The organism is Streptomyces sp. NPDC021020, from assembly GCF_044333285.1.
In the GTDB taxonomy this organism is placed as follows: domain Bacteria; phylum Actinomycetota; class Actinomycetes; order Streptomycetales; family Streptomycetaceae; genus Actinacidiphila.
Genome location: NZ_JBIRQQ010000012.1, coordinates 107,167 through 127,009 on the forward strand (window position 1 = coordinate 107,167; position 19,843 = coordinate 127,009).

At 74.0% G+C, this 19,843-nt stretch carries 8 protein-coding genes; 4 read left to right on the forward strand and 4 right to left on the reverse strand.

The features are described 5' to 3' along the window. Nucleotides 1–2: 2 nt before the first annotated feature. The 3 genes from ACH4SL_RS30960 to ACH4SL_RS30970 form a co-directional block, all read right to left on the reverse strand. Nucleotides 3–1,646, reverse strand: a complete 1,644-nt coding sequence (locus tag ACH4SL_RS30960) for a phytoene desaturase family protein (RefSeq protein ID WP_398451631.1) — start codon at nucleotides 1,644–1,646, stop codon at nucleotides 3–5. Then, nucleotides 1,639–11,100, reverse strand: coding sequence for an amino acid adenylation domain-containing protein (locus ACH4SL_RS30965; RefSeq protein ID WP_398451634.1), 9,462 nt, complete (start codon nucleotides 11,098–11,100; stop codon nucleotides 1,639–1,641). Before ACH4SL_RS30965 ends, ACH4SL_RS30960 begins: the two co-directional genes overlap by 8 nt. Nucleotides 11,101–11,173: 73 nt before the next feature. Then, entirely contained in the window at nucleotides 11,174–12,034 is an 861-nt protein-coding gene (locus tag ACH4SL_RS30970; RefSeq protein WP_398451636.1) for a sterol desaturase family protein, read from the reverse strand. Between the two features lie 348 nt (nucleotides 12,035–12,382). Between ACH4SL_RS30970 and ACH4SL_RS30975 the strand changes: the two genes are divergently transcribed. The 4 genes from ACH4SL_RS30975 to ACH4SL_RS30990 all read left to right on the forward strand — a co-directional run bounded on the left by ACH4SL_RS30975 (nucleotide 12,383) and on the right by ACH4SL_RS30990 (nucleotide 19,046). Further along, on the forward strand, nucleotides 12,383–12,868 hold the full coding sequence (locus ACH4SL_RS30975) for a hypothetical protein (RefSeq protein WP_398451639.1): 486 nt from the start codon (nucleotides 12,383–12,385) through the stop codon (nucleotides 12,866–12,868). A 135-nt stretch (nucleotides 12,869–13,003) separates the two neighbouring features. Further along, the gene (locus ACH4SL_RS30980; RefSeq protein ID WP_398451642.1) at nucleotides 13,004–14,578 is read left to right on the forward strand and encodes a hypothetical protein; all 1,575 of its coding nucleotides are present in this window, start codon (nucleotides 13,004–13,006) and stop codon (nucleotides 14,576–14,578) included. Continuing rightward, nucleotides 14,482–14,793: a zinc-binding dehydrogenase gene (locus tag ACH4SL_RS30985; protein WP_398451644.1), complete on the forward strand. Its 312-nt coding sequence runs from the start codon at nucleotides 14,482–14,484 to the stop codon at nucleotides 14,791–14,793. Before ACH4SL_RS30980 ends, ACH4SL_RS30985 begins: the two co-directional genes overlap by 97 nt. Nucleotides 14,794–15,038: 245 nt before the next feature. Continuing rightward, a complete protein-coding gene (locus ACH4SL_RS30990) occupies nucleotides 15,039–19,046 on the forward strand; it encodes a glycoside hydrolase family 3 C-terminal domain-containing protein (protein ID WP_398451646.1) in 4,008 nt (1,335 codons plus the stop codon). 68 nt (nucleotides 19,047–19,114) lie between these two features. On the opposite strand, the gene ACH4SL_RS30995 is transcribed toward ACH4SL_RS30990, so the two are convergent. Beyond that, a complete protein-coding gene (locus tag ACH4SL_RS30995; RefSeq protein ID WP_398451649.1) occupies nucleotides 19,115–19,771 on the reverse strand; it encodes a TetR/AcrR family transcriptional regulator in 657 nt (218 codons plus the stop codon). Nucleotides 19,772–19,843 lie beyond the last annotated feature (72 nt).

A 19,843-nucleotide genomic window follows, 5' to 3' on the forward strand; every position in this document is an offset into this window, starting at 1 on the left:
CCTCATGCGCGGGCCGCCCCCGAGTAGGTGGCGTCCGAGTCGAGTTGGGGCAGCTCGCCCCACTGCGCGGGGTGCCAGGGTGTGGTGTCGTCGCTGGGCCAGGCGTGGAAGGGCAGCTTCAGCTCGTCGCACAGGTAGCGGATCGCGAAGCGGCCCGCGGAGGCGGCGCGGATGAGGCCGCCGCCCGCGACCCACTGGCCGGTCATGGAGAAGCCCGCCAGACCCGGCAGCCGCATCCGGTCCCGGCCGACGAGCTTGTTCGTGAGCTTCTCGGTGTCGGTGAAGGACTTCCAGGCCAGGATGCTGCCCTCGTGGTTGCCGGTGAAGCGGCGCAGGGTGACGGGCGTGGCCACGTCGATGACCTCCGTGCGCTCGGCGGTGCCGGGGTGCTGCCGCTCCAGGAAGTCCCGCAGGAAGTCCGCCACTTCGCGCTTGCGCGCCCGGTAGAGCTTGCGGTCGGCGGCGCGCAGCTCCTGCCAGTAGCCGAAGTCGCTGAAGTAGGTGCAGTGCACGACCGAGCGGCCCGGCGGCGCGAAACCGTCGGCGTACTGCGAACGGACCTGCACCACGAGGCTGTTCTGCCGGACGGCCGGGAGCCGCGCGCTGTCCTCAGGGGACAGCAGGTAGGTGGTGCTGTGCGGGGTGCCGGGCGGGAGGTCGCCGGTGAGGCCCGTGAAGGCGGAGACGACGCCCGGGTAGAGGGTGTCGGGGCGGTGCAGGGCCTCGTCGAAGAGGGCCCGGGTGACGGGGCTGGACCAGCGGCCCTCCAGGAGCTTGCCCAGCACGGTGGGGCCGTCGCACGCCGCGATGACGTGGTCGGCGAACTCCCGCCGCCCGTTCTTGAGTTCCACACCCACCGCGCGGTCGCCCTCGACCAGCACGCGGGCCACGGCCGCGCGGTAGTCCACCCGGCCGCCCAGCCCCAGGTAGCGCTGCTCCACCGACCGGGCCAGGCCCAGCGAACCCCCTTGCGGGAAGCCGCAGTTGCCGCGGTGCGCGGCGGCCATGTTGAACAGGTACGGCAGCAGCGGGAAGACCTCGTGGTCCTGGAAGAAGACGAAGGGGAAGGCCCGCCGCAGCAGCGGGTCCTGGAAACGGGCGCAGAAGGCGTCCATCTGCGTCGCGCCCGTGCGCCAGAACAGCCGGAAGGCGGGCAGCACCTTCCGCAGCAGCTCCGCCTTCTCGCGCACGCTGCGCAGCGGCGGCGGGGTCAGGAAGGGGTAGAGGTCGATCGCGGTGAAGCGCCGCAGGTCGGCGCAGAAGCGCCGGATGTGCCGGGCGTCGGCCGGGGACAGCTCCAGCAGGTGGGCCTCAAGGCGCTCCGGGTCGTTGTAGAAGCGGACCTCGCGGCCGCTCTCGTCGACGACCCGGTTGAAGATCTCGAAGTCCGTGACCGACTTGCCGTCCAGGGCGCCCAGTTCGCGCCACACCTGGTGGGCGTCGTTGCCCGGCGCGGTGCCGATGAGCCAGTCGATGCAGTAGTCGAAGAGGTAGCCCTGCCGCGCCCAGGAGGTGCAGCAGCCGCCGGGCAGCACGTGCTTCTCGAAGATGCGGCTGTCCATGCCGCTCATCTGCGCGTAGCAGCCCGCCGCGAGCCCGGCGAGCCCCGCGCCGACGACGATGACCTTCGGGGGGCGCTCAGCCACGGCCGTCACCGCCCTGCCCGAGCGCGGCCCGCACCAGGTCGGCGTTGCGCCGCAGGTGGTCGCCGTCCAGCATCTCGGCGTGCCGCCCGGAGCCCTGGACGACGTCGGTGCGGGCGGTGGAGGCGCCGTGCCAGGAGCGGGGCATGCCGGGGGCGTGGCCGGGCAGCGCGTCCTGGCTGCCGATGACGGTCAGCGGGGCCGCGACCGTACCGGGGTTGGCGGTGCGGGCGCAGAACTCCAGGTAGTCCCGGGCCTGTTCCATCGTCTCGCGGGCCACGATCGCCGAGCCGGTGTGCCGGTGCAGGTGCTCGGCGAGTTCGGTCGCGAAGGAGGCGAGGTGCTCGGGGCCGACGGTGTAGGGCTCGGGGATGCGGTGGGAGTCGAGGATGACGACGCCGCCGACCGTCAGACCGCGCCGCTCCAGCTCCTTGGCGGTCTCGAAGGCGAGGTTGCCGCCGAGGGAGTAGCCGAGGAGGACGAGCGGGCCGCCGTCCGACTGCTGCTGGACGAGGTCGGCGTAGCGGGCGGGCTTGTCGTCGCCGGGGATGTGGTTGAAGGCGACGATCCGCCGGTCGGCCAGCTGCCCGGCGAAGTGCCGGTAGACCAGGCCGTGTCCGCCCGCGGGCGGGAGGCAGAAGAGCGTGTCGCCCGCACCGTCGTTGAAGGTCAGGTACGGCAGCGACCCGGCGATCCGGCCGGTGGCGACGTCCTCGACCGTACGCGCCATGCCGTGCAGCGTGCTGCCGCGGAAGAGCAGCCCGACCGGCACGCTCACCGCGAAGTCGGCCCGCAGGTGGTGGATCAGCTCGATGAGCTTGATCGAGCTGCCGCCCAGCTCGAAGAAGTCGTCCTCCAGGCCCACCCGTTCGACGCCCAGCACGGTCTTCCAGTGCTCGGCCGTCCGCACCTCGTACGGCGTCGCGGGCGGCTCGTGCCGGTCGGCTTCCGCGTGCGGCGCGGGCGCGGGGAGGGCGGCGGTGTCGACCTTGCCGTTCGCGGTGAGGGGCAGCGCGGGCAGCACGGTGACGTGCGCGGGCACCAGGTAGGTCGGCAGCCGCTCGGCGAGGCGGCGGCGCAGCGCCCGCGGGTCCGGCTCCGCGCCCTGGGCCGGGACGCAGTACGCGCACAGCACGTCCTCGCCCGCCGGGCCCGGCCGCACGGCCGCGCAGGCCTGGGCGACCTCGGGCACGGCCAGCAGGTGCGCCTCGATCTCGCCGGGCTCGATGCGGTGGCCGCGCAGCTTGACCTGCCCGTCGGCGCGCCCGAGCAGATGGAGGTTGCCGGCCGCGTCCCAGTGGCCGAGGTCGCCGGTGCGGTAGAGGCGCCTGGCGGTGCCGCCGACCGTGCGGGTCGTGAAGCGCTCGGCGGTACGCGCCGGGTCGCCCACGTAGCCGTCCGCGACGCCCGTGCCGCCGATCCACAGCTCGCCGGGGACACCGCAGGGGACGGGCTCGCCGTGCCGGTCCAGGACGTAGACCTCGCTGCCGGGGAAGGGCCGCCCGATCGGGAGGGTGCGGCCCGGCTCCAGGCCGTCGTCGGGGCCGTCGAAATAGGTGGTGTCGATCGTGGTCTCGGTGAGGCCGTAGGAGTTGACCAGCCGGGTGTCCGGGCCGCACAGGGCCCGCAGCCGCCGGTGCTCGCCGACCTTCCAGGTGTCCGAGCCGACGACGAGCAGCCGCATGAAGTCCAGTCGCAGGCCCTCGTGTTCGCAGTACGCGACCAGGCCGCGGGCCACCGCGGGCACGAACTCGCCGCAGTCCACGCCCTCGTCGCGCATCGTGCGGTGCAGGCGCGCGGTGTCGAGGATCAGCTCCCGCCCGGCCAGCACGAGCGTGCCGCCCGAGCACAGCGCCCGCACCAGGTCGCCGGTGAAGACGTCGAAGGGCACCCCGGCCATCTGGAGGTGGACCTCCCCGCCCCCGAGCCGGTAGGCGTCCCGCCAACCCGCGTACGCGGCGGCCAGGTTGCGGTGGCTGACCCGCACGGCCTTGGGGCGGCCGGTGGAGCCGGAGGTGTGGATGACGTATGCGGGCAGCGCCGGATCCACCGCCGCCTCCGCCCCCCGCGCCGTGCCCGCCGCGAGGTCGTCGGGCGTCACGACGCGGGCGGCGAACCGCCCCGGCTTGTCGGCGACGACCAGCGCCGCGCCGACGTCGGCGGCCAGGGCGGCGAGCCGCTCGTCCGGGTGGTCCGGGTCGAGCGGCAGATACGCGGCGCCCGCCCGCAGCACCGCCAGCAGGCTCGCGACCAGCTCGGGCGACTTCTCCAGGCACACCGCCACCACCGAGCCGGGTCCCGCGCCCAGTTCGGCCAGCCGCCCGGCCATCCGGGCGGAGAGCCGGTCCACTTCGCGGTAGGTCAGCCGCCGCGGCGGACCGTACCCGGTGGGCGCGGACACGGCGACGGCCCGCGGGTGCGCGGCGGCGGCCTTCGCGAACAGCTCGGTGACCGGCGGCGCGTCGACTGCCGGGGACCCGGCCCCGCTCCAGCGGCCGAGGATGCGGGCGCTCTCGTGGCCGCCCAGCATGGGGATGCGGCTCACCGGCCGGTCGGCCGCGGAGGCGGTGAGTCCGGCGAGCAGCGCCCGGTAGTGGCCCGCGAGGCGGCGCACCGTGCCCGCGTCGAAGAGGTCGGTGTTGTACTTGAACACGCAGTGGAAGCAGCCGTCCGTACGGTCCTCGTACGCCGACAGCGTGACGTCGAACTGCCCCTCTTCCTCCGGGAGTTCGATGTACTCCAGGCGGTAGCCGTAGCGCTCGGCGGCGACCTTGTGGGTGAGCAGGATGAACATCGCCTGGAAGACGGCGGATCTGCTCGGGTCGTGCTGGAGGCCCAGCTCCTCCACGAGCAGCACGAACGGGTATTCCTGGTTGTCCAGGCCGCCCAGCACCGTCTCGCGCACCCGGCCGAGCAGGTCGGCCACCGTCGGGTCGCCCTCCAGACTCACGTGCAGCGGCAGCGGGTTGACGAAGTAGCCGTAGACCGAGGCGTCCTCCTCGCGGGTCCGCCCCGACACCGGGCTGCCCACGATCAGGTCGTCCTGGCCCGACCAGCGGTGCAGCAGCAGGTAGTAGGCGCTCAGCAGCACCATGAAGGGCGTCGCGTTGTGCGCGCGGGCCAGCGCGTGCACCCCCGCGGTGAGGTCGGCGTCCAGCCGGAAGAACTCCGAGGCGCCGTTGTGCGTCATGACCGGCGGCCGGGGCCGGTCGGTGGGCAGCGCGAGCACCGGGATCGCGGACGGTAGGGCGGCACGCCAGTAGTCCAGCATCCCGCGGGCCGCGGGCCCGGCCAGGAAGCGGTTCTGGTGGTTGACGAAATCCAGGTACTGCCCGGTGGGGGCCGGGAGTTGGACCGGGCGCCCGTGCCGCAGCGCCTCGTAGGCGGTGAACAGCTCCTCGATGAAGGTGAAGGTGGAGATCGCGTCGGAGACGATGTGGTGCACCGCCTTCATGATCACCCAGCGGTCGGGGCCCCGGCGGAAGAGCCGGAAGCGCACCAGCGGGTCGCGCTCCAGGTCGTACGGCTTGCGGTATTCGGCGACGATCAGCTGCCGGACGTCCTCCCACTCCCGGCCCTCGACGTCGAACAGCGCGGTGTCGGCGCGCACGTCGGGCGCGATGACCTGCACCGGTGTGCCGCCGTCCAGCGTGACGTTGGCGCGCAGGCACGGATGCCGCTCCAGCAGCACCCGGAAGGCCGCGAACATCAGGTCGGGATCCAGCGCGGTGGCGACCTCGACCGCGCCGCCGATGTTGTAGGCGAAGGCGTCCGGGTTGAGGTGCTTGAGGAACCACAGCGCCTTCTGGTTGTACGTGAGCGGGTAGCGCGCGGGGTCGGTGTGCACCTCCACCGCCGCACCGGCGCCACTGCCGCCCTCCGCGGCCAGCTCCAGCAGGCCCGCGTGCAGCCGGTCGGCCAGCTCGCCCGCGGGGTCGCCGCTGAGCAGCGCCACCACCGGGAGCGCCACGCCCAACTCGGCCTGGAAGCGGGCGCGCAGCTCCATCGCGAGCAGCGAGTCCAGCCCGAGGGCGTTCAACCCCGCCGCCGGGTCGATCCGTTCGGGCTTCACCCGCAGCACACCGGCGACGATCTCGGTGAAGCGCGCGGCCACCAGGGCCCGCCGCTCGTCCGCTCCGGCCGCCCGGAAGGCCGCGGGGAAGCCGCCCTCGGGGGCGGCGGGCGCCTCCTCGGCAGCGGCGGCGGCCAGGTCCGCCACCAGCGCGGGCGGGACGTCGTACCAGGACTGGAAGACCTGCCAGTCGACGACCGTGGCCACCAGCAGCTGCGGCCGGTCCTGCCCGATGACGCGCTCCAGCACGGCCATGCCCGCGGCGGGCGGCAGTGAACTCATGCCGCGCGCGTGCCGGTAGTGGTCGACGAGGCCCAGCTCCTCGATCATGCCCGTCGCCCACGGCCCCCAGTCGATGCTGAGCGCGGGCAGCCCGCGGGCGTGCCGGTGGTGCGCCAGCGCGTCCAGGAAGGCGTTGCCCGCCGCGTAGTTGGCCTGCCCCGCGGTGGTGAGCAGCGAGGCGATGGAGGCGAAGAGGACGAAGTGGTCGAGCGGTTCGTCCCGCAGCAGCCGGTGCAGCAGATACGCGCCCGCGACCTTCGGCTCGTACGCCGCGTCGAAGACCTCCCGGTCCAGCTCGCCGACGAGCGCGTCCCGCACCTGCCCGGCGAGGTGGAAGACGCCGTGCACGGGCGGGAGTTGGCGGCGGCGGTGGTCGGCCAGCCACTGCGTGAGGGCGGCCTCGTCGGTGACGTCCAGCGGGGCGGTCGCGGCGTGCGCGCCCAGCGCCTCCAGCTCGCGCACGAAGGCCACCCGGCGCCCCGCGGAGCTGTGCGGGTCGAGCCCGGCCCACTCCTCGCGGGCGGGCAGCGGGGTGCGGCCCGCGAGGACGAGATGGCGGGCGCCGCGCCGTACCAGGGTCCGGCACAGCAGCATGCCGAGGGCGCCGAACGCGCCCGTGACCAGGTAGCTTCCGTCCGCGCGCAGCCGCAGCGGCAGCGGCCGGGTGAGCCCGGCGGGCCGGGCCAGCACGGACGTCAGACGGCGGCCGCCGCGCAGCGCGATCTCCTCGGCCTCGCCCGCCGCGATCTCGCGCAGCAGCGCGTCGGCTTCGGCGGGGTGGTCCACCGTGTGGTCGAGGTCGATCAACAGGCCGCGCTGGGCGACGAGTTCCTGCTGCCACAGCACCCGGCCGACACCCCACGCGGGGGCTCCCAGCGGCTCCACCTCCTCGCCGGGCAGGACCGCCTGGGCGCCGCGGGTCACGATGTGCAGCCGCGCCTCGGGCCGCGCCTCGGGCAGCACCTGCGCGAGGGCGACCAGCGAGTAGCCGCCGAGCGTCGCGCAGACCCCCAACTCTGCCCGGCGGAAGGTGTCGAGGGCGGGCCGGTCCAGATTCCACAGGTGCAGGACGGTGCGGTAGGAGTCGTCGAGGTCGGCGAAGAGCTGCCGCAGGTCGTCGGCGGAGTCCGGCCGCACGGTGGAGCCGCCGGTGCCGTGCCGGTAGCGCTCGCCGGGGTGGACGAGATGGCAGCGCCCGCCGTTCTCCCGTACGCGGTCGGCGACTTCGACGCCGAGTCCGGTGGCGTCGGCGAAGACGACGAGGCGGTCGGCCTCGTCCGCGGGGCTCGTCCGGGGCGCCTGGCCGGTGTGCGGGCCGGTGCTGGCGCCGGCCCCCTCCCCGGCGCTCGGCCCGTGCGCCTCGCCGGTGCGCGGCAGCGGTACGTGGGCGGTGTCCGCCGGGGCGGGCCCGTCGGCGGACGGCAGCTCGCGCCAGACGGGCTCGGCGAGCCAGCCGTCGACGGAGGCCAGGCCCACGGACGTCGCGGCCTGCTCCACGCCCGCGGCGCGGAAGCCGGTGACGTGGCCGAGCGGGGTGCCGTCGTCGGCGAAGAGGGCCAGGTCGCCGGTGAGTTCGCCGCCGTCCTCGCCGGTGACGGTCGCGTGCGCCCAGAAGGGGGCGGCGCCGAGCGCTTCGAGGCTGACCTCCCGCAGGGACAGCGGCAGCCGGATGCCGCCACCCGCGGAGCTGTCCGCCGGGGAGCCGTCGAGGAGCTGCGGGGCCAGCAGCGCGTGGAAGCAGGCGTCCAGCAGTGTCGGGTGCGCGTGGCTCGCCGCCGCGTCCGCCGGGGGCCGCTCGTCCGGGCGGATCCGGGCCAGCGCCTCGCCGGGGCCGATCCAGACCTCCTCGACCCGCTGGAAGGCGGGCCCGTAGCCGTACCCGAGGGCCGCCAGCTCCCGGTAGCACTCCTCCCGGCCGAGCCGCCGCCCGGCCCGCGCGCGGACCGCTTCCAGGTCGGCCGCGCCGGTCGTACGCGGCCGGGCCGCGCGGACGGTGCCGGTCGCGTGGACGGTACGGTCACCGGCCCCCGCGGCGGCGGCCGACGCGATCGTGAAGGCCGCCGTCTCCGGGTCGAAGTGCAGCTGCACGGCCGAGGGCCGGTCCTCGGACAGGAAGAGCGCCCGGGGAAGCTCGACGTCGGCCAGCACCGCGCGCGCCGAGCCGGTCAGCGCCCGTACCGCCTGCGCGGCCATCTCCAGATACCCGGCGGCCGGGAAGACCGCGGCCTCCTGGATACGGTGGTCGGCCAGGTAGGGAAGCTGCTCCACGTCGAGCCGCACCTCCCACGCGGGCTGCGCGCTCGCGGTGCGGCGCCCCAGCAGCGGGTGGTCCACCCGCCCGAGCCGCACCTGCTCCACCGGCGCGGGCTCCGTCCAATACCGCTCCCGCTTCCACGGGTAGCCCGGCAGCGTGACCGGCCGCCCGCCCGGGTGCAGGGCGGCCCACTCCAACGCGACGCCCACCGCGTGCAGTTCGCCCAACGACCGGGCGAGGACCTGCGGCTCGTCCTCACGCCGCCGGATCGACGGCAGCACCCGCCCCGCGCTGCCGCGGTCGCCCAGGCACTCGCGGATCGCATGGCCCAGCACGGGATGCGGGCCGACCTCCAGGAAGAGCTGGTGCCCGTCGTCCGCGAGCAGATCCACCGCGGCGCGGAAGCGCACCGGCTCGCGGACGTTCCGCCACCAGTAGTCCGCGTCCAGCTCCCGCCCCTCCGCGCGCCCCTCGGCCGCGGTCAGGTAGAGCGGCACCTGCGCCGTACGCGGCTTCAACCCGGCCAGCGCCGCCAGCAGTTCCTCGCGGATGGGGTCCATCTGCGCGCTGTGGTAGGGGACTTCGACGGGCAGGAATTTCGCGAAGACCTGTTCGCGCTCCAGTTCCGCCGCGAGCCGCCCGAGCGCGTCGCGCTCACCCGAGAAGGTCACGTCACCGGGCCCGTTGACCGCGGCCAGCGACACCAGGCCGCCGCACCGTCCCGCCCGGCGCGCCGCCTCCGCCTCCGTCAGGCCCGCCGCGAGCATCGTGCCCGTGCCCGCCAGCCGCTGCTGGAGCCGCCCGCGGTGCAGCACCACCGTCACGGCGTCCGCCAGGTCGTACACCCCGGCCTCGTGGAAGGCGGCGATCTCCCCCGTCGAATGCCCGACGATCGCGTCCGGGCGCACCCCGTAACTGCGCCAGAGCGCCGAAAGCCCCACCTGCACGGCGAAGTTGGCGGCCTGCGCCAGCCACGTCTGAGCCATCCGCGACGTGTCCTCGTCGCGCGCCATCTCCGTCAGCAGCGACCACCCCGCCTGGCGGCGGATCTCGGCGTCGCACTCCTCGACGGCCGCGCGGTAGACGGGCTCCGCGGCCAGCAGCCCGCGCCCCATGCCCCACCACTGCGGGCCCATCCCGGTGAAGACCCACGCGAGCCGCCGCTCACCGCGCCGCAGCCGCCGCCCGGCCACCACCCGCGGGTGCGGCTCGCCGTGCTCGTACGCTGCCAGCGCCTCGTCCAGCGACGCGCGCGAGGCCGGGTCGTAGACGACGGACAGCCGGTGCTCGTGGTGCTCTCGGCGCAGCGCCAGGGTGTGCCCGAGGTCCGCGAGCGCGACGGGCGCGGACCCGCCCGGCCCCGCGGCCCCGCCCAGCCCGTTGAGCTCCGCCCGGATGCCCGCGGCCAGCTCCGGCAGCACCTCCGGGGAGCGCGCGCTCAGCGGCAGCACGGTGTACGCGGGCAGGCGCGCGGGCTCGGCGGCGGGGACGGCCGCCGGGGCCTCCTCCAGCAGCACGTGCGCGTTCGTCCCGCCGAAGCCGAAGGAGTTGACGCCCGCCCGCGCCGGGCCCTCGTGCGCGGGCCAGTCCACGGCCTCGGTCGGCACCTCGAAGGGCAGGCCCGCCCAGTCGATCGCGGGCGTCGGCCGCTCCAGGTTGATGTGCGGCGGGATGCGGCGGTGCTTGAGCGCCAGCACCGTCTTGACGAGCCCGGCGACGCCCGCGGCTGCCTCCGTGTGCCCGATGTTGGTCTTGACCGAGCCGACGTACGCCCGCGTCCCCGGCGCCCGCCCGATCCCGAGGACGCTGCCGAGCGCGGCCGCCTCGATCGGGTCGCCCACCGGCGTGGACGTGCCGTGCGCCTCCACGTACTGCAGGTCGCCCGGCGCGATGCCCGCCTCCGCGCACACCCGGCGGATCAGCGCGGTCTGGGCGTCCGGGTTGGGCACGGTGATGCCGTCCGTGCGGCCGTCCTGGTTCACGCCGCTGCCGAGCACCACCGCGTGGATCGGGTCGCCGTCGCGCTGCGCGTCCGCCAGCCGCTTGAGCGCGACGACGCCGACGCCCTCGGCCCGTACGTAGCCGTCCGCCGCCGCGTCGAAGGCGCGCGAGCGGCCGCCGGGGGAGAGGAAGCCGCCCTTGGTCTCGGCGATCGTGTACTGCGGCGCCAGGTGCAGCAGCGTGCCGCCCGCGAGCGCGAGGTCGGTCTCGCCGCGCAGCAGGCTCTGCCGGGCCAGGTGCAGGGCGACCAGCGAGGAGCTGCACGCGGTGTCGATCGAGACGCTGGGGCCGCGGAAGTCGAAGCAGTGCGACACCCGGTTCGACACCATCGTCATCATCGTGCCGGTCGCAGTGTGCGCGGACAGGCTCTCGAAGCCGAGGTCCGCGAACTGCAGGATCTTGTAGTCCAGCGTGAACGCCCCGACGTACACGCCCACTTCGCGCCCCGCCAGCAGATCCGGGCGCTGCCCGCCGTCCTCCAGCGCCTCCCACGCCACCTCCAGCAGCTTGCGCTGCTGCGGGTCCATGTGCGCGGCCTCGCGCGGGCTGATGCCGAAGAACTCCGGGTCGAACTCGGCCACTCCGTCGATGTAGCCGCCGCGCCCGCCGGTCAGCCGCCCGGGCTTGGCCGGGTCGCGGCTGCCCAGGGTCGCGGTGTCGTAGCGGTCGGCGGGCGTCGGCGTGATGCAGTCCCGGCCCTCGACGAGGGCCCGCCAGAAGCCGCGGTGGTCGCGGACGCCGCCGGGGAAGCGGCAGCCGATGCCGATGATCGCGATGCGGTCGCGGTCCTTGTCGCGGTCCCGGTCGCGATCCTGCGGGAGGCTGCTGGAGTGGGGCGAGTCCGTCATTGTCCTGTCCGTGCGGTCATGGCGGCTCGGCGCGGTGCGCGGGCGGCCGGGTCGGGCGGTCGGTCGCGGTCGGTCAGGCGGTGGGCCCGGTGCCGGGGCCGGTCCTGGCGGCGGCCGGGCGCCAGGGGTGCAGCAGGCTGGCCAGTACGTCGCCGGGGGGCGGGAAGGAGGCCGGGTCGTGGAGCCCGACGCTGGTGGGGACACGGCCCGGCCGCCAGGTGAAGCTGCCGAAGGCGTGGTCCCAGATGGCGAGGTCCGCGCCGAAGTGCCCGGCCTCGTCCAGCGCGGTGCTGTGGTGCAGCCGGTGCTGCTCGGGGCTCGCGAACAGGTGGTTCAGCCGGCCGATGCGGACGTCGATGTTCGCGTGCACGAAATACCCCTGGGCGAGCACGAACAGCGTCGCGCACAGCACCGACTGCCGGGAGAACCCGACCGCGGTGAGCGCCAGTTGCACGGCGACCTGCCCGAGCAGCACGTCCAGCAGATGGTTGACGCCGTTGTTCGTGACGTTCACCTTGTCCAGCGCGTGGTGCACGCCGTGCAGCCGCCACAGCCACGGGTTGCGGTGCGACCACCGGTGGAAAAGGTATTTGGCCAGTGAACCGGTCAGCAGTGCGAGCGGGATTTCCACGCCCAGCGGAAGCACCGGGTGCGGTGTCGCCAGCCGCGCCACCAGCGCGGCGGCGAGCAGCTGGCCGAGCGCGCCGCCGGTCATCGTCAGGACGAAATAGAGCCCGTAGTATCGGATTTCCCGCCCGCCGGGCTGCCAGTCGGCGCGGTAGGGGATGAGCCGCTCCAGCGCCCACAGGTAGCCGATGGCGGCGACCTGCGCGAACGCGAGGACGTCACCGTCGTCCCAGTGCTCGGCGAGGGCCGCGGCGGCGGCCGTGACCACCGCGAGCAGGAGCAGCGGATAGGCGGCCCACCGCAGCACGGCAGACGCCGGGGGAAAGGCGGAAAATCTGCCGATCCGACCGCCGAATCCTTCGGGACGCAATGGACGCGAGGGACTCAATGCCGATCCTCCAGGTGGAACGCGGTCGAACCGAAGATAAACCGAGCATAAGCATGTGCCAGCGGAACATGCGAATTCGCCGTGGCACGTTCGGCGTAATCGGATGACTGCGGCTGAGCCGCGAATTCGACTGATCGGCGCCGGGTTTGCCAGCCGATCCGGGGAATTTGCCCCGTGGCGCGGTCGATCGCGAGTCGGCTTCTCCGCGGTGTGTTCAGCTATGGCCGCACCGGGCGAATCCGTCCGGAACATCCCAAGGAGGAACACATGCTTCGTAGTGTCCTGCTCAAGCGGGTCGTCACCGGCTCCGCGGCAGCCCTCGCCCTCGCCGCCGCCCCCTGCCTGGCGACCGCCGCTTCTGCGGTGACCCCGTCGGAGGCCGCGCAGACGGTCACCCTCGACTTCAGCCAGGACCAGCCCGCGGGCGACACGGCCGACGGGTCCTTCGCCGAGCACGGCGCCGTCCTCGACGCCAACGGCACCACCATCGGCGGCGCGGTGATGAGCTGCAACGACACGTCCGGCCAGTCCGGCGACGTCGTCTACTGCACCGGCATGGTCAGCATCACCGGCAGCGGCGCGATCGGCTTCCAGGTCGGCAGCCTGGTCGCCAACGACCAGGGCCCGGCCTCGACCGAGGGCATCGTCACCGGCGGCACCGGCGAGTACGACGGCCTCACCGGCGCGGTGCACTTCACGACCGTCCGCGACGGCGTCTACACCGCCCAGTTCGTCCCGGCCACCGCCGGCTGACGCGTCCCGCCGCGCGAAGCCGCCGCCGCCCGAGGGGCCGCGGCGGCTTCCGCATGCCCCGGAGCGGGCCGACCCGGGGACGCGGAAACCCCGCGTGTGGTGGACTTTCCCCGTACTCGGCGGCGGGGGGCGTCCATGCGGGGAGTGCGGTACGACCAGCGGGTCGCGGCGCTGGTCGAGGTCAGGGGCGGCGAGCGCGACTGGGCCGAGGCCGAACGGCGCTTCGCGGCGCGCGACTGGCCCGTCCGCGGCCACCACCCGACCGGCACCGGGCCCACGGCCGGCGTCCTGCCGCCCGATCCGCGCTCGCGGCTCTACGAGCTGGAGGTGCGGCTGCCGGGCGCGGCCCGCGGCTGCGAGCGCGGCGCCTCCTACCGCGTCGCCAAACTGCTGCGCGCCGCCGGTCTGGAGGGGTACGTCCGGCGCAGCGAGCGCATCGTCCGGGACGGCGAGACGGTGACCAACTGGCGGGTCCAGTCCACCGCGCACCGCATCCCGCCTCCCCCCACCCGCCGCGGCCGCCGGGTGCAGCGGTGGCTGGAGCTGATGCGCCGCTACGACACGGGAGCGCGCGTCGCGGGCGGGCCCGCGCAGGCGCTGCGGCTGGCCCGTACGACGATCGGGGGCGGTTACGACCCGGCGGCCCGGCTCACCGCCCGCCCGCGGGACCGGCGCTGGCGCGAACTGTCGCGCAACTGGCCGGAGGAGGAGGCCGAGCGCCGGATGGTCGCCGTGCTCGGCGCGGCCCTGGTGTTCGTCCTGGCGCTGTCGTGCGCGCAGGGCGGCAGCCTGCTCACGCGGGTGTGGTGGTACGCGGTGGCGTCCGGCGCCCTGGCCGCGACCCTGTGGTGCGGCACCCGCCTCTACCGCCCCGCGCCGCCCGCGCCCGCCGGTGCGGGCCTGCGGGCCCGGATCACCGACCGGGTACGCGGCGCGGGCATCGCGGCGCTGACCGCGGCGCTGATGGGGGTTCCCGCCGTGCGCGCGACACTGCAGGAGGGCGCGCAGTTCCGCAGGCAGGCCGCCGGCCTGCTGGTCGTGCTGGTCGTGGGGGCGGGCCTGTGGCTGCTGGTGCGGCAGTGGACGTGGGGCGAGTGGGCGGCCTGGGTGATCCCGCTGCTCATCACCCTCGCCACGTCGTCGTTTCTCACCGCGGGCTCGGTCCTGCACGCGCTGTACGCCGACGGCTTCGGCCTGTCGTCCGACGAACTCGGCGTCCCCGCGATCTGGCAGCTCGCGGCGACGGCCAAGCTGGTCGCGCTCTTCAGCGTCGTCCTGCTCGTCCCCGCCGGCTGGGGGTACGCCCGGCACTTCCACTACGGCCGCGCCACCCCCGGCGACGGCTTCAACGGGGTCGCCTACCTCTTCCTGCTGCTCCTGCTGCTGCTGGGCGGTACGAGCCTCGTCCTCGGCTCGGCCACCGCGGCCGTCGACCGCACGACGTCCGCCGCCCGTGCCCGCAGCGACGCGCTGCCCCCGTACTTCGGCGTCCAGCCCGCGTGGACGTGCGTCCGGCCCGTCGTGCCGGCCGCCGAACTGGCGGGGCAGGGGCCGCCGTTGGACACCCGCCTGCCCTACGTCCTGTTCTCCGCCGACAGCGACACCGCCGTCCTGTGGGATCCGGCCTCCGCCACCCCCCTGCGCCTGCCCGCCGCCCAGGTCCGGCTGACCCCCGCGAAGTCCGCCTCCGCCCGCTGCCCGGCACCCTGAGGCGCGGCCGGGCGCCGGGTCACCCCGCGAGCGGTGCGACGTCCTCGGCGGCGCGTGCGTCGTACGCGGCGGGGCTGGAGGAGCTGGCCGCGCTGGTGGCGGCGGGACGGCTCGCGGTGCATGTGCAGCAGGCCTTCCCGCTGGAAAGGCTCTCCGAGGCGCATGCCCTGCTGGCGGCGGGCGGGGTGCCCGGCAAGCTCGCGATCAGCGTCTGAGCGACGGGCGACTTTCGACGGAATTAGGCAAAAGGGTCCGTGATCGACGGCGCCATGCAGCACTCCGGCGGCGCCTCGCTGAGCGCTAATACCCTTGTCAGGGCACTTATCTGACACTTCAACGGATCTTCGCGGACGGTGAACGAAGCCTTGACTTCCGTTCATTGCAAGCCGAATGTGTGGGGGCGTGAGCTGCGCCCCCTGGGGCGCGTGACGTGAAGGAGACAACAGTGCGCTCCCGAAAATTGAGACGATCGGCAGGCCGGGCGGCGGCCGCCGCGCTGGCGGTGGCCGTGGTGGCCGGGCTGCCGGCCGTGGCGCAGGCGAGCCCCCAGGGGGCGGCGCGGGCGGCCGCGGCGACGCCGGTCTATCTGGACACCCACTACAGCTTCGCCCAGCGCGCGGCCGACCTGGTCTCGCGTATGACGCTGCCCGAGAAGGTCAAGCAGCTCCAGACCAACAACGCGCCCGCCATCCCGCGGCTGGGCGTCCAGCAGTACACCTACTGGAGCGAGGGCCAGCACGGCATCAACCGGCTCGGCGCCGACACCGAGGCGGGCAGCCAGGGCGAGCTGGACGTCACGGCGACCAGCTTCCCGGTGAACTTCGCGGCCACCATGTCCTGGGACCCGGAGCTGACCTACCAGGAGACGACGGCGATCTCGGACGAGGTGCGCGGCACCCTCGACAAGTCGCTGTTCGGCAAGGGCCAGAACAACATCGGGCCGGACATCGACGACTACGGCGACCTCACCTTCTGGGCGCCGACGGTCAACATGGACCGCGACCCGCGCTGGGGGCGCACCAACGAGTCCTTCGGCGAGGACACCTACCTCGCCTCCACCATGGCGGGCGCGTTCGTCAACGGCTACCAGGGCCAGACGATCGACGGCAAGAAGATGACGCCGTACCTGAAGGTCGCGGCCACCGCCAAGCACTACGCGCTCAACAACGACGAGAACAACCGGCACACCCAGAGCGCGAACACCACCGACGCCAACATCCGCGACTACTACACCAAGCAGTTCGCGAGCCTGGTGCAGGACGCACACGTCTCCGGCGTCATGACGTCGTACAACGCGATCAACGGCACGCCCGCGCCCGCGAGTACGTACACCGTCAACGAACTGCTCCAGGCCACCTACGGCTTCGGCGGCTACACCACCTCCGACTGCGGCGCGGTCGGCGACGTCTACTCCTCCGGCGCGCACAACTGGGCGCCCCCGGGGTGGACCACCAACGGCACGACGTGGACCAACACCGCGACGGGCAAGGAGATATCGGCGGCCGCGGGCGGCCAGGCGTTCGCACTGCGCGCGGGCACCCAGCTCAACTGCGCGGGCGGCGAGCTGACCACCGCCAACATCGACGCGGCCGTCGACCTGGGCCTGCTGTCGACCGGCGTGATCGACGGGGCCCTGACCCAGCTCTTCACCGTCCGTATGGAGACCGGTGAGTTCGACCCGGCGAACAAGGTCGCGTACACGAAGATCACCAAGGACCAGGTCGAATCGCCCGCCCACCACGCGCTCGCCGCGAAGGTCGCCGCGCAGGACCTGGTGCTGCTGCAGAACGACAAGGTCAAGGGCACCGCGAAGCCGCTGCTGCCGGCCGACCCGAAGAAGCTGAAGAGCGTCGTGGTCCTCGGCGGCCTCGCCGGCACGACCACGCTGGGCGGCTACTCGGGCCGCCCGTCGCACACCGTCAGCCCCGCGCAGGGCATCACGGACGCGGTCAAGGCCGCCAACCCCGGCGCGACCGTGACCTTCGACGCGTGCGGCGTCTCCACCGGCGCCACCACGCCCGCCGCGTGCTCGGCCGCCACGCAGGCCGCGGCCAAGACCGCGGACCTGGTCGTCGTGATGGTCGGCTCCGACATGGGCGTCGCCGACGAGGGCACCGACCGCGCCGCCCTCGCCCTCCCGGGCAACCAGGACAGCCTGATCGACCAGGTCGCCGCGCTCGGCAACCCGCGCACCGCGGCGGTCGTGCAGTCCGACGGCCCGTACGACATCAGCGCCGCCCAGCGGGACTTCCCGGCGATCCTCTTCAGCGGCTACAACGGCGAGAGCCAGGGCACCGCGCTCGCCCAGGTCCTCTTCGGCGCCCAGAACCCCTCGGGGCACCTGGACTTCACCTGGTTCTCCGGCGACGACCAGCTCCCGTCGATGGACACCTACGGCCTCACCCCGTCCGAGACCGGCGGACTCGGCCGTACGTACATGTACTTCACCGGCAAGCCGGCCTACCCCTTCGGATACGGCCTGTCCTACGCCGACTTCGGCTACTCCCACGTGAAGGTCGGCCCCTCCTCCGCCACCGCCGACGGCACGGTGAAGGTGAGCTTCGACGTCACCAACACCGGTACGTCCGCGGGCGCCACGGTCGCGCAGCTCTACGCGTCGCGCCAGTTCACCGTCCCCGGCGTGGAGTTGCCCGCGCAGCAGCTCGCGGGCTTCAAGAAGACCAAGGTCCTCGCGCCCGGGAAGACCGAGCACGTGACGCTCTCGGTCAAGGTCGCCGACCTCAGCCGGTGGGACCAGAGCGCCCTCAAGCAGGTGGTGGACAACGGCACTTACGCCTTCCGCGTCGGCCCCGACTCCGCCACCGTGGCGGGCTCCGGCACCGTCCGGGTGCACGGCGCCGTCACGCCGCGGGTGCAGTCGGTCACCGTCCAGCCCGGCCAGGTGGTCTTCGCGGCCGGTGACACGCTGGACCTCACCAAGGCCAACCCGTGGATCGCGCCCGACACCGACCCTGCGCTGGAGCAGGAGCACGCCCCCGCGGACCACATCGTCGAGGCGGCGAACAACGACCAGTCCTTCGCGGACCTCGGCCGCGCCCGGGTCAGCTACCGCACCACCGACCCGAAGGTCGCCACGGTCAGCCGGGACGGCGTGGTCACCATGCGCGCGCCCGGCGCCGCGTCGGTCGAGGTGACGGTGAACGGCGTGACGGGCACCGCCCCGATCGTGGTGCAGAATCCGTTCACCCTCCAGGCGGCGGACATCGTCAAGCCCGACACCGCCGTCACCGCCACCGCGTCCTACACCAACACCAGCGCGAAGGCCGTGCGCAACCTGGCCCTGAGCCTGACCTCGCCCGACGGCTGGACGGCCAAGGCGACCTCGCCGGTCACCGTCCGCGAGGTCGCCCCCGGCCAGAAGGTCACGGCCACCTGGAGCGTGACCGTCCCGGCGTCCGCGAGTCCGGGCACCAAGGCCGAACTGGCGGCGAGCGCGGCCTTCACCGGCGGCGCGGGCGCGTACAGCCAGGCCGCGGTCAGCCCGCTGACGGTGACCTCGGGCGCCACCCCGGAGCAGGTCACCCCGTTCGTGACGGGCACGGACCCGGCGGCGGGCAAGCTCCAGGTCGTGCTGCACAACCCGTCCGACACCGCCACCTCCGTGACCGGCGTGCGGTGGAAGCTCGGCAGCACGTCGGGCACCCAGGCCGTCGGCGCGACCATCGCGCCCGGGGAGTCGGCGACCGTGGAAGTGCCCGTCACGGGCATCGACTTCGGGACGACCTACCCCTTCACCGTGACCGGCGTGATCTCCGGTGACCTGTCCTCGGAATCCTTCTCCGGCCATGTCTCCTTCCTGCCGGCCGTCAACAAGAGCCTCGGCAAGTCGTGGACGCTCGCCGACGTCCAGGACGGCCCCGCCGTGGACCTCGCGAAGACCGCCGCCTGGTCCGGCCTGGACGGCTCGCAGCCGTACGGGGGCGACGCGGACCTGTCCGGCAAGGTGTGGCTGAACTGGGACGACGCCAACCTGTACGTCACGGCGAACCTCACCGACGACGTCCAGTCGCAGCCCGCCACCGGACCCGACATCTGGCAGGGCGACAGCCTCCAGCTGGCGGCCACCTCCGGCGCCCCGGGCGGCGCGGCCGTCCCGAGTACCGCGTCCGTCAACGGCCACTACGAATACGGCGCCGCCCTCACCTCGGCGGGCGAGCAGCTCTACCGCTGGATCGCCCCGACCGAGGGCAGCGGCCAGGTCACGGACGCGACCGTCCATGTGACGCGGGACGACACCGCGCACACCACCCTCTACCAGCTCGCGATCCCGTGGAGCGACCTCGCGTCCGTCACCCCGGCCGCGGACACCGTCTTCTCCTTCGTCCTGGACGTCAACGACAAGGACAACGGCGTCCGCAAGGGCTACATGCAGTGGGGCGACGGCATCGGATCGAGCAAGGACGTCGCCGGCTTCAACATGGCGCAGCTGATGCCCGCGAGCGCGTGACGGGCGGCTGAGCCGCGTACGACCCGAGGCCACCCGGTCCCGTACCGGGTGGCCTCGGCCTTGCCGCTCTACGGGATCGCGGCGGCGACGCTCGCCAGATGGGCGGCGAGGATGTCCTCGAAGGCGGCCTGCCGGTCCGCCCCCAGCGGGCTGAGATCGCGGGCGTGGCGGGCCAGCGCGGGGAAGCGCCCGGGGTCGGCGCCCAGCACCGCGACCCGGAAGAGCTCCACGCCCTGGTCGTACTCGGCCGGGGTGAGGCCGCCGATCCCGGCCTCGGACGAGACGAGGGCGGCGACGAGCACCACGAGCCGGTGGTAGTGGACCGGCACGGCCGCGTCGGGCAGGCCCGCCTCGTCCAGCGCCGACAGGACCTCCTCCATGACCAGCCGGGCGCCCTCGCCGCTCGACGCGTAGCGTCCCCAGACCGCGGCGAGCTGCACCTGGCCGCCGAACGCGGCCCGCAGCCGCAGCGCCACCGCGGTGAGGCGCGCGCGCCAGTCGCCCTCGGGCCGGTAGCCGTCCATGGCGGCCAGCAGGACCCGGTCGGCGACCGCCCGCAGCAGCTCGGTCTTGCTGCGGAAATGCCGGTAGAGGCTGGAGGAGTCCGTGCCGAGCACCGCCGCGAGCTTGCGGACGCTGAACGACTCGGCGTCGCCGGTACGGAGCAGGTCGGCTGCCGCGTCCAGGATCTCGTCGGTGGACCAGCGCCGTCTGCCTGTCGTCATGGCCGCCAGCCTAATGCATGCGTACTGGCATGCGCGCGGTGCTGCACTTGGCGTTGCACGCGGTGCGTGCAT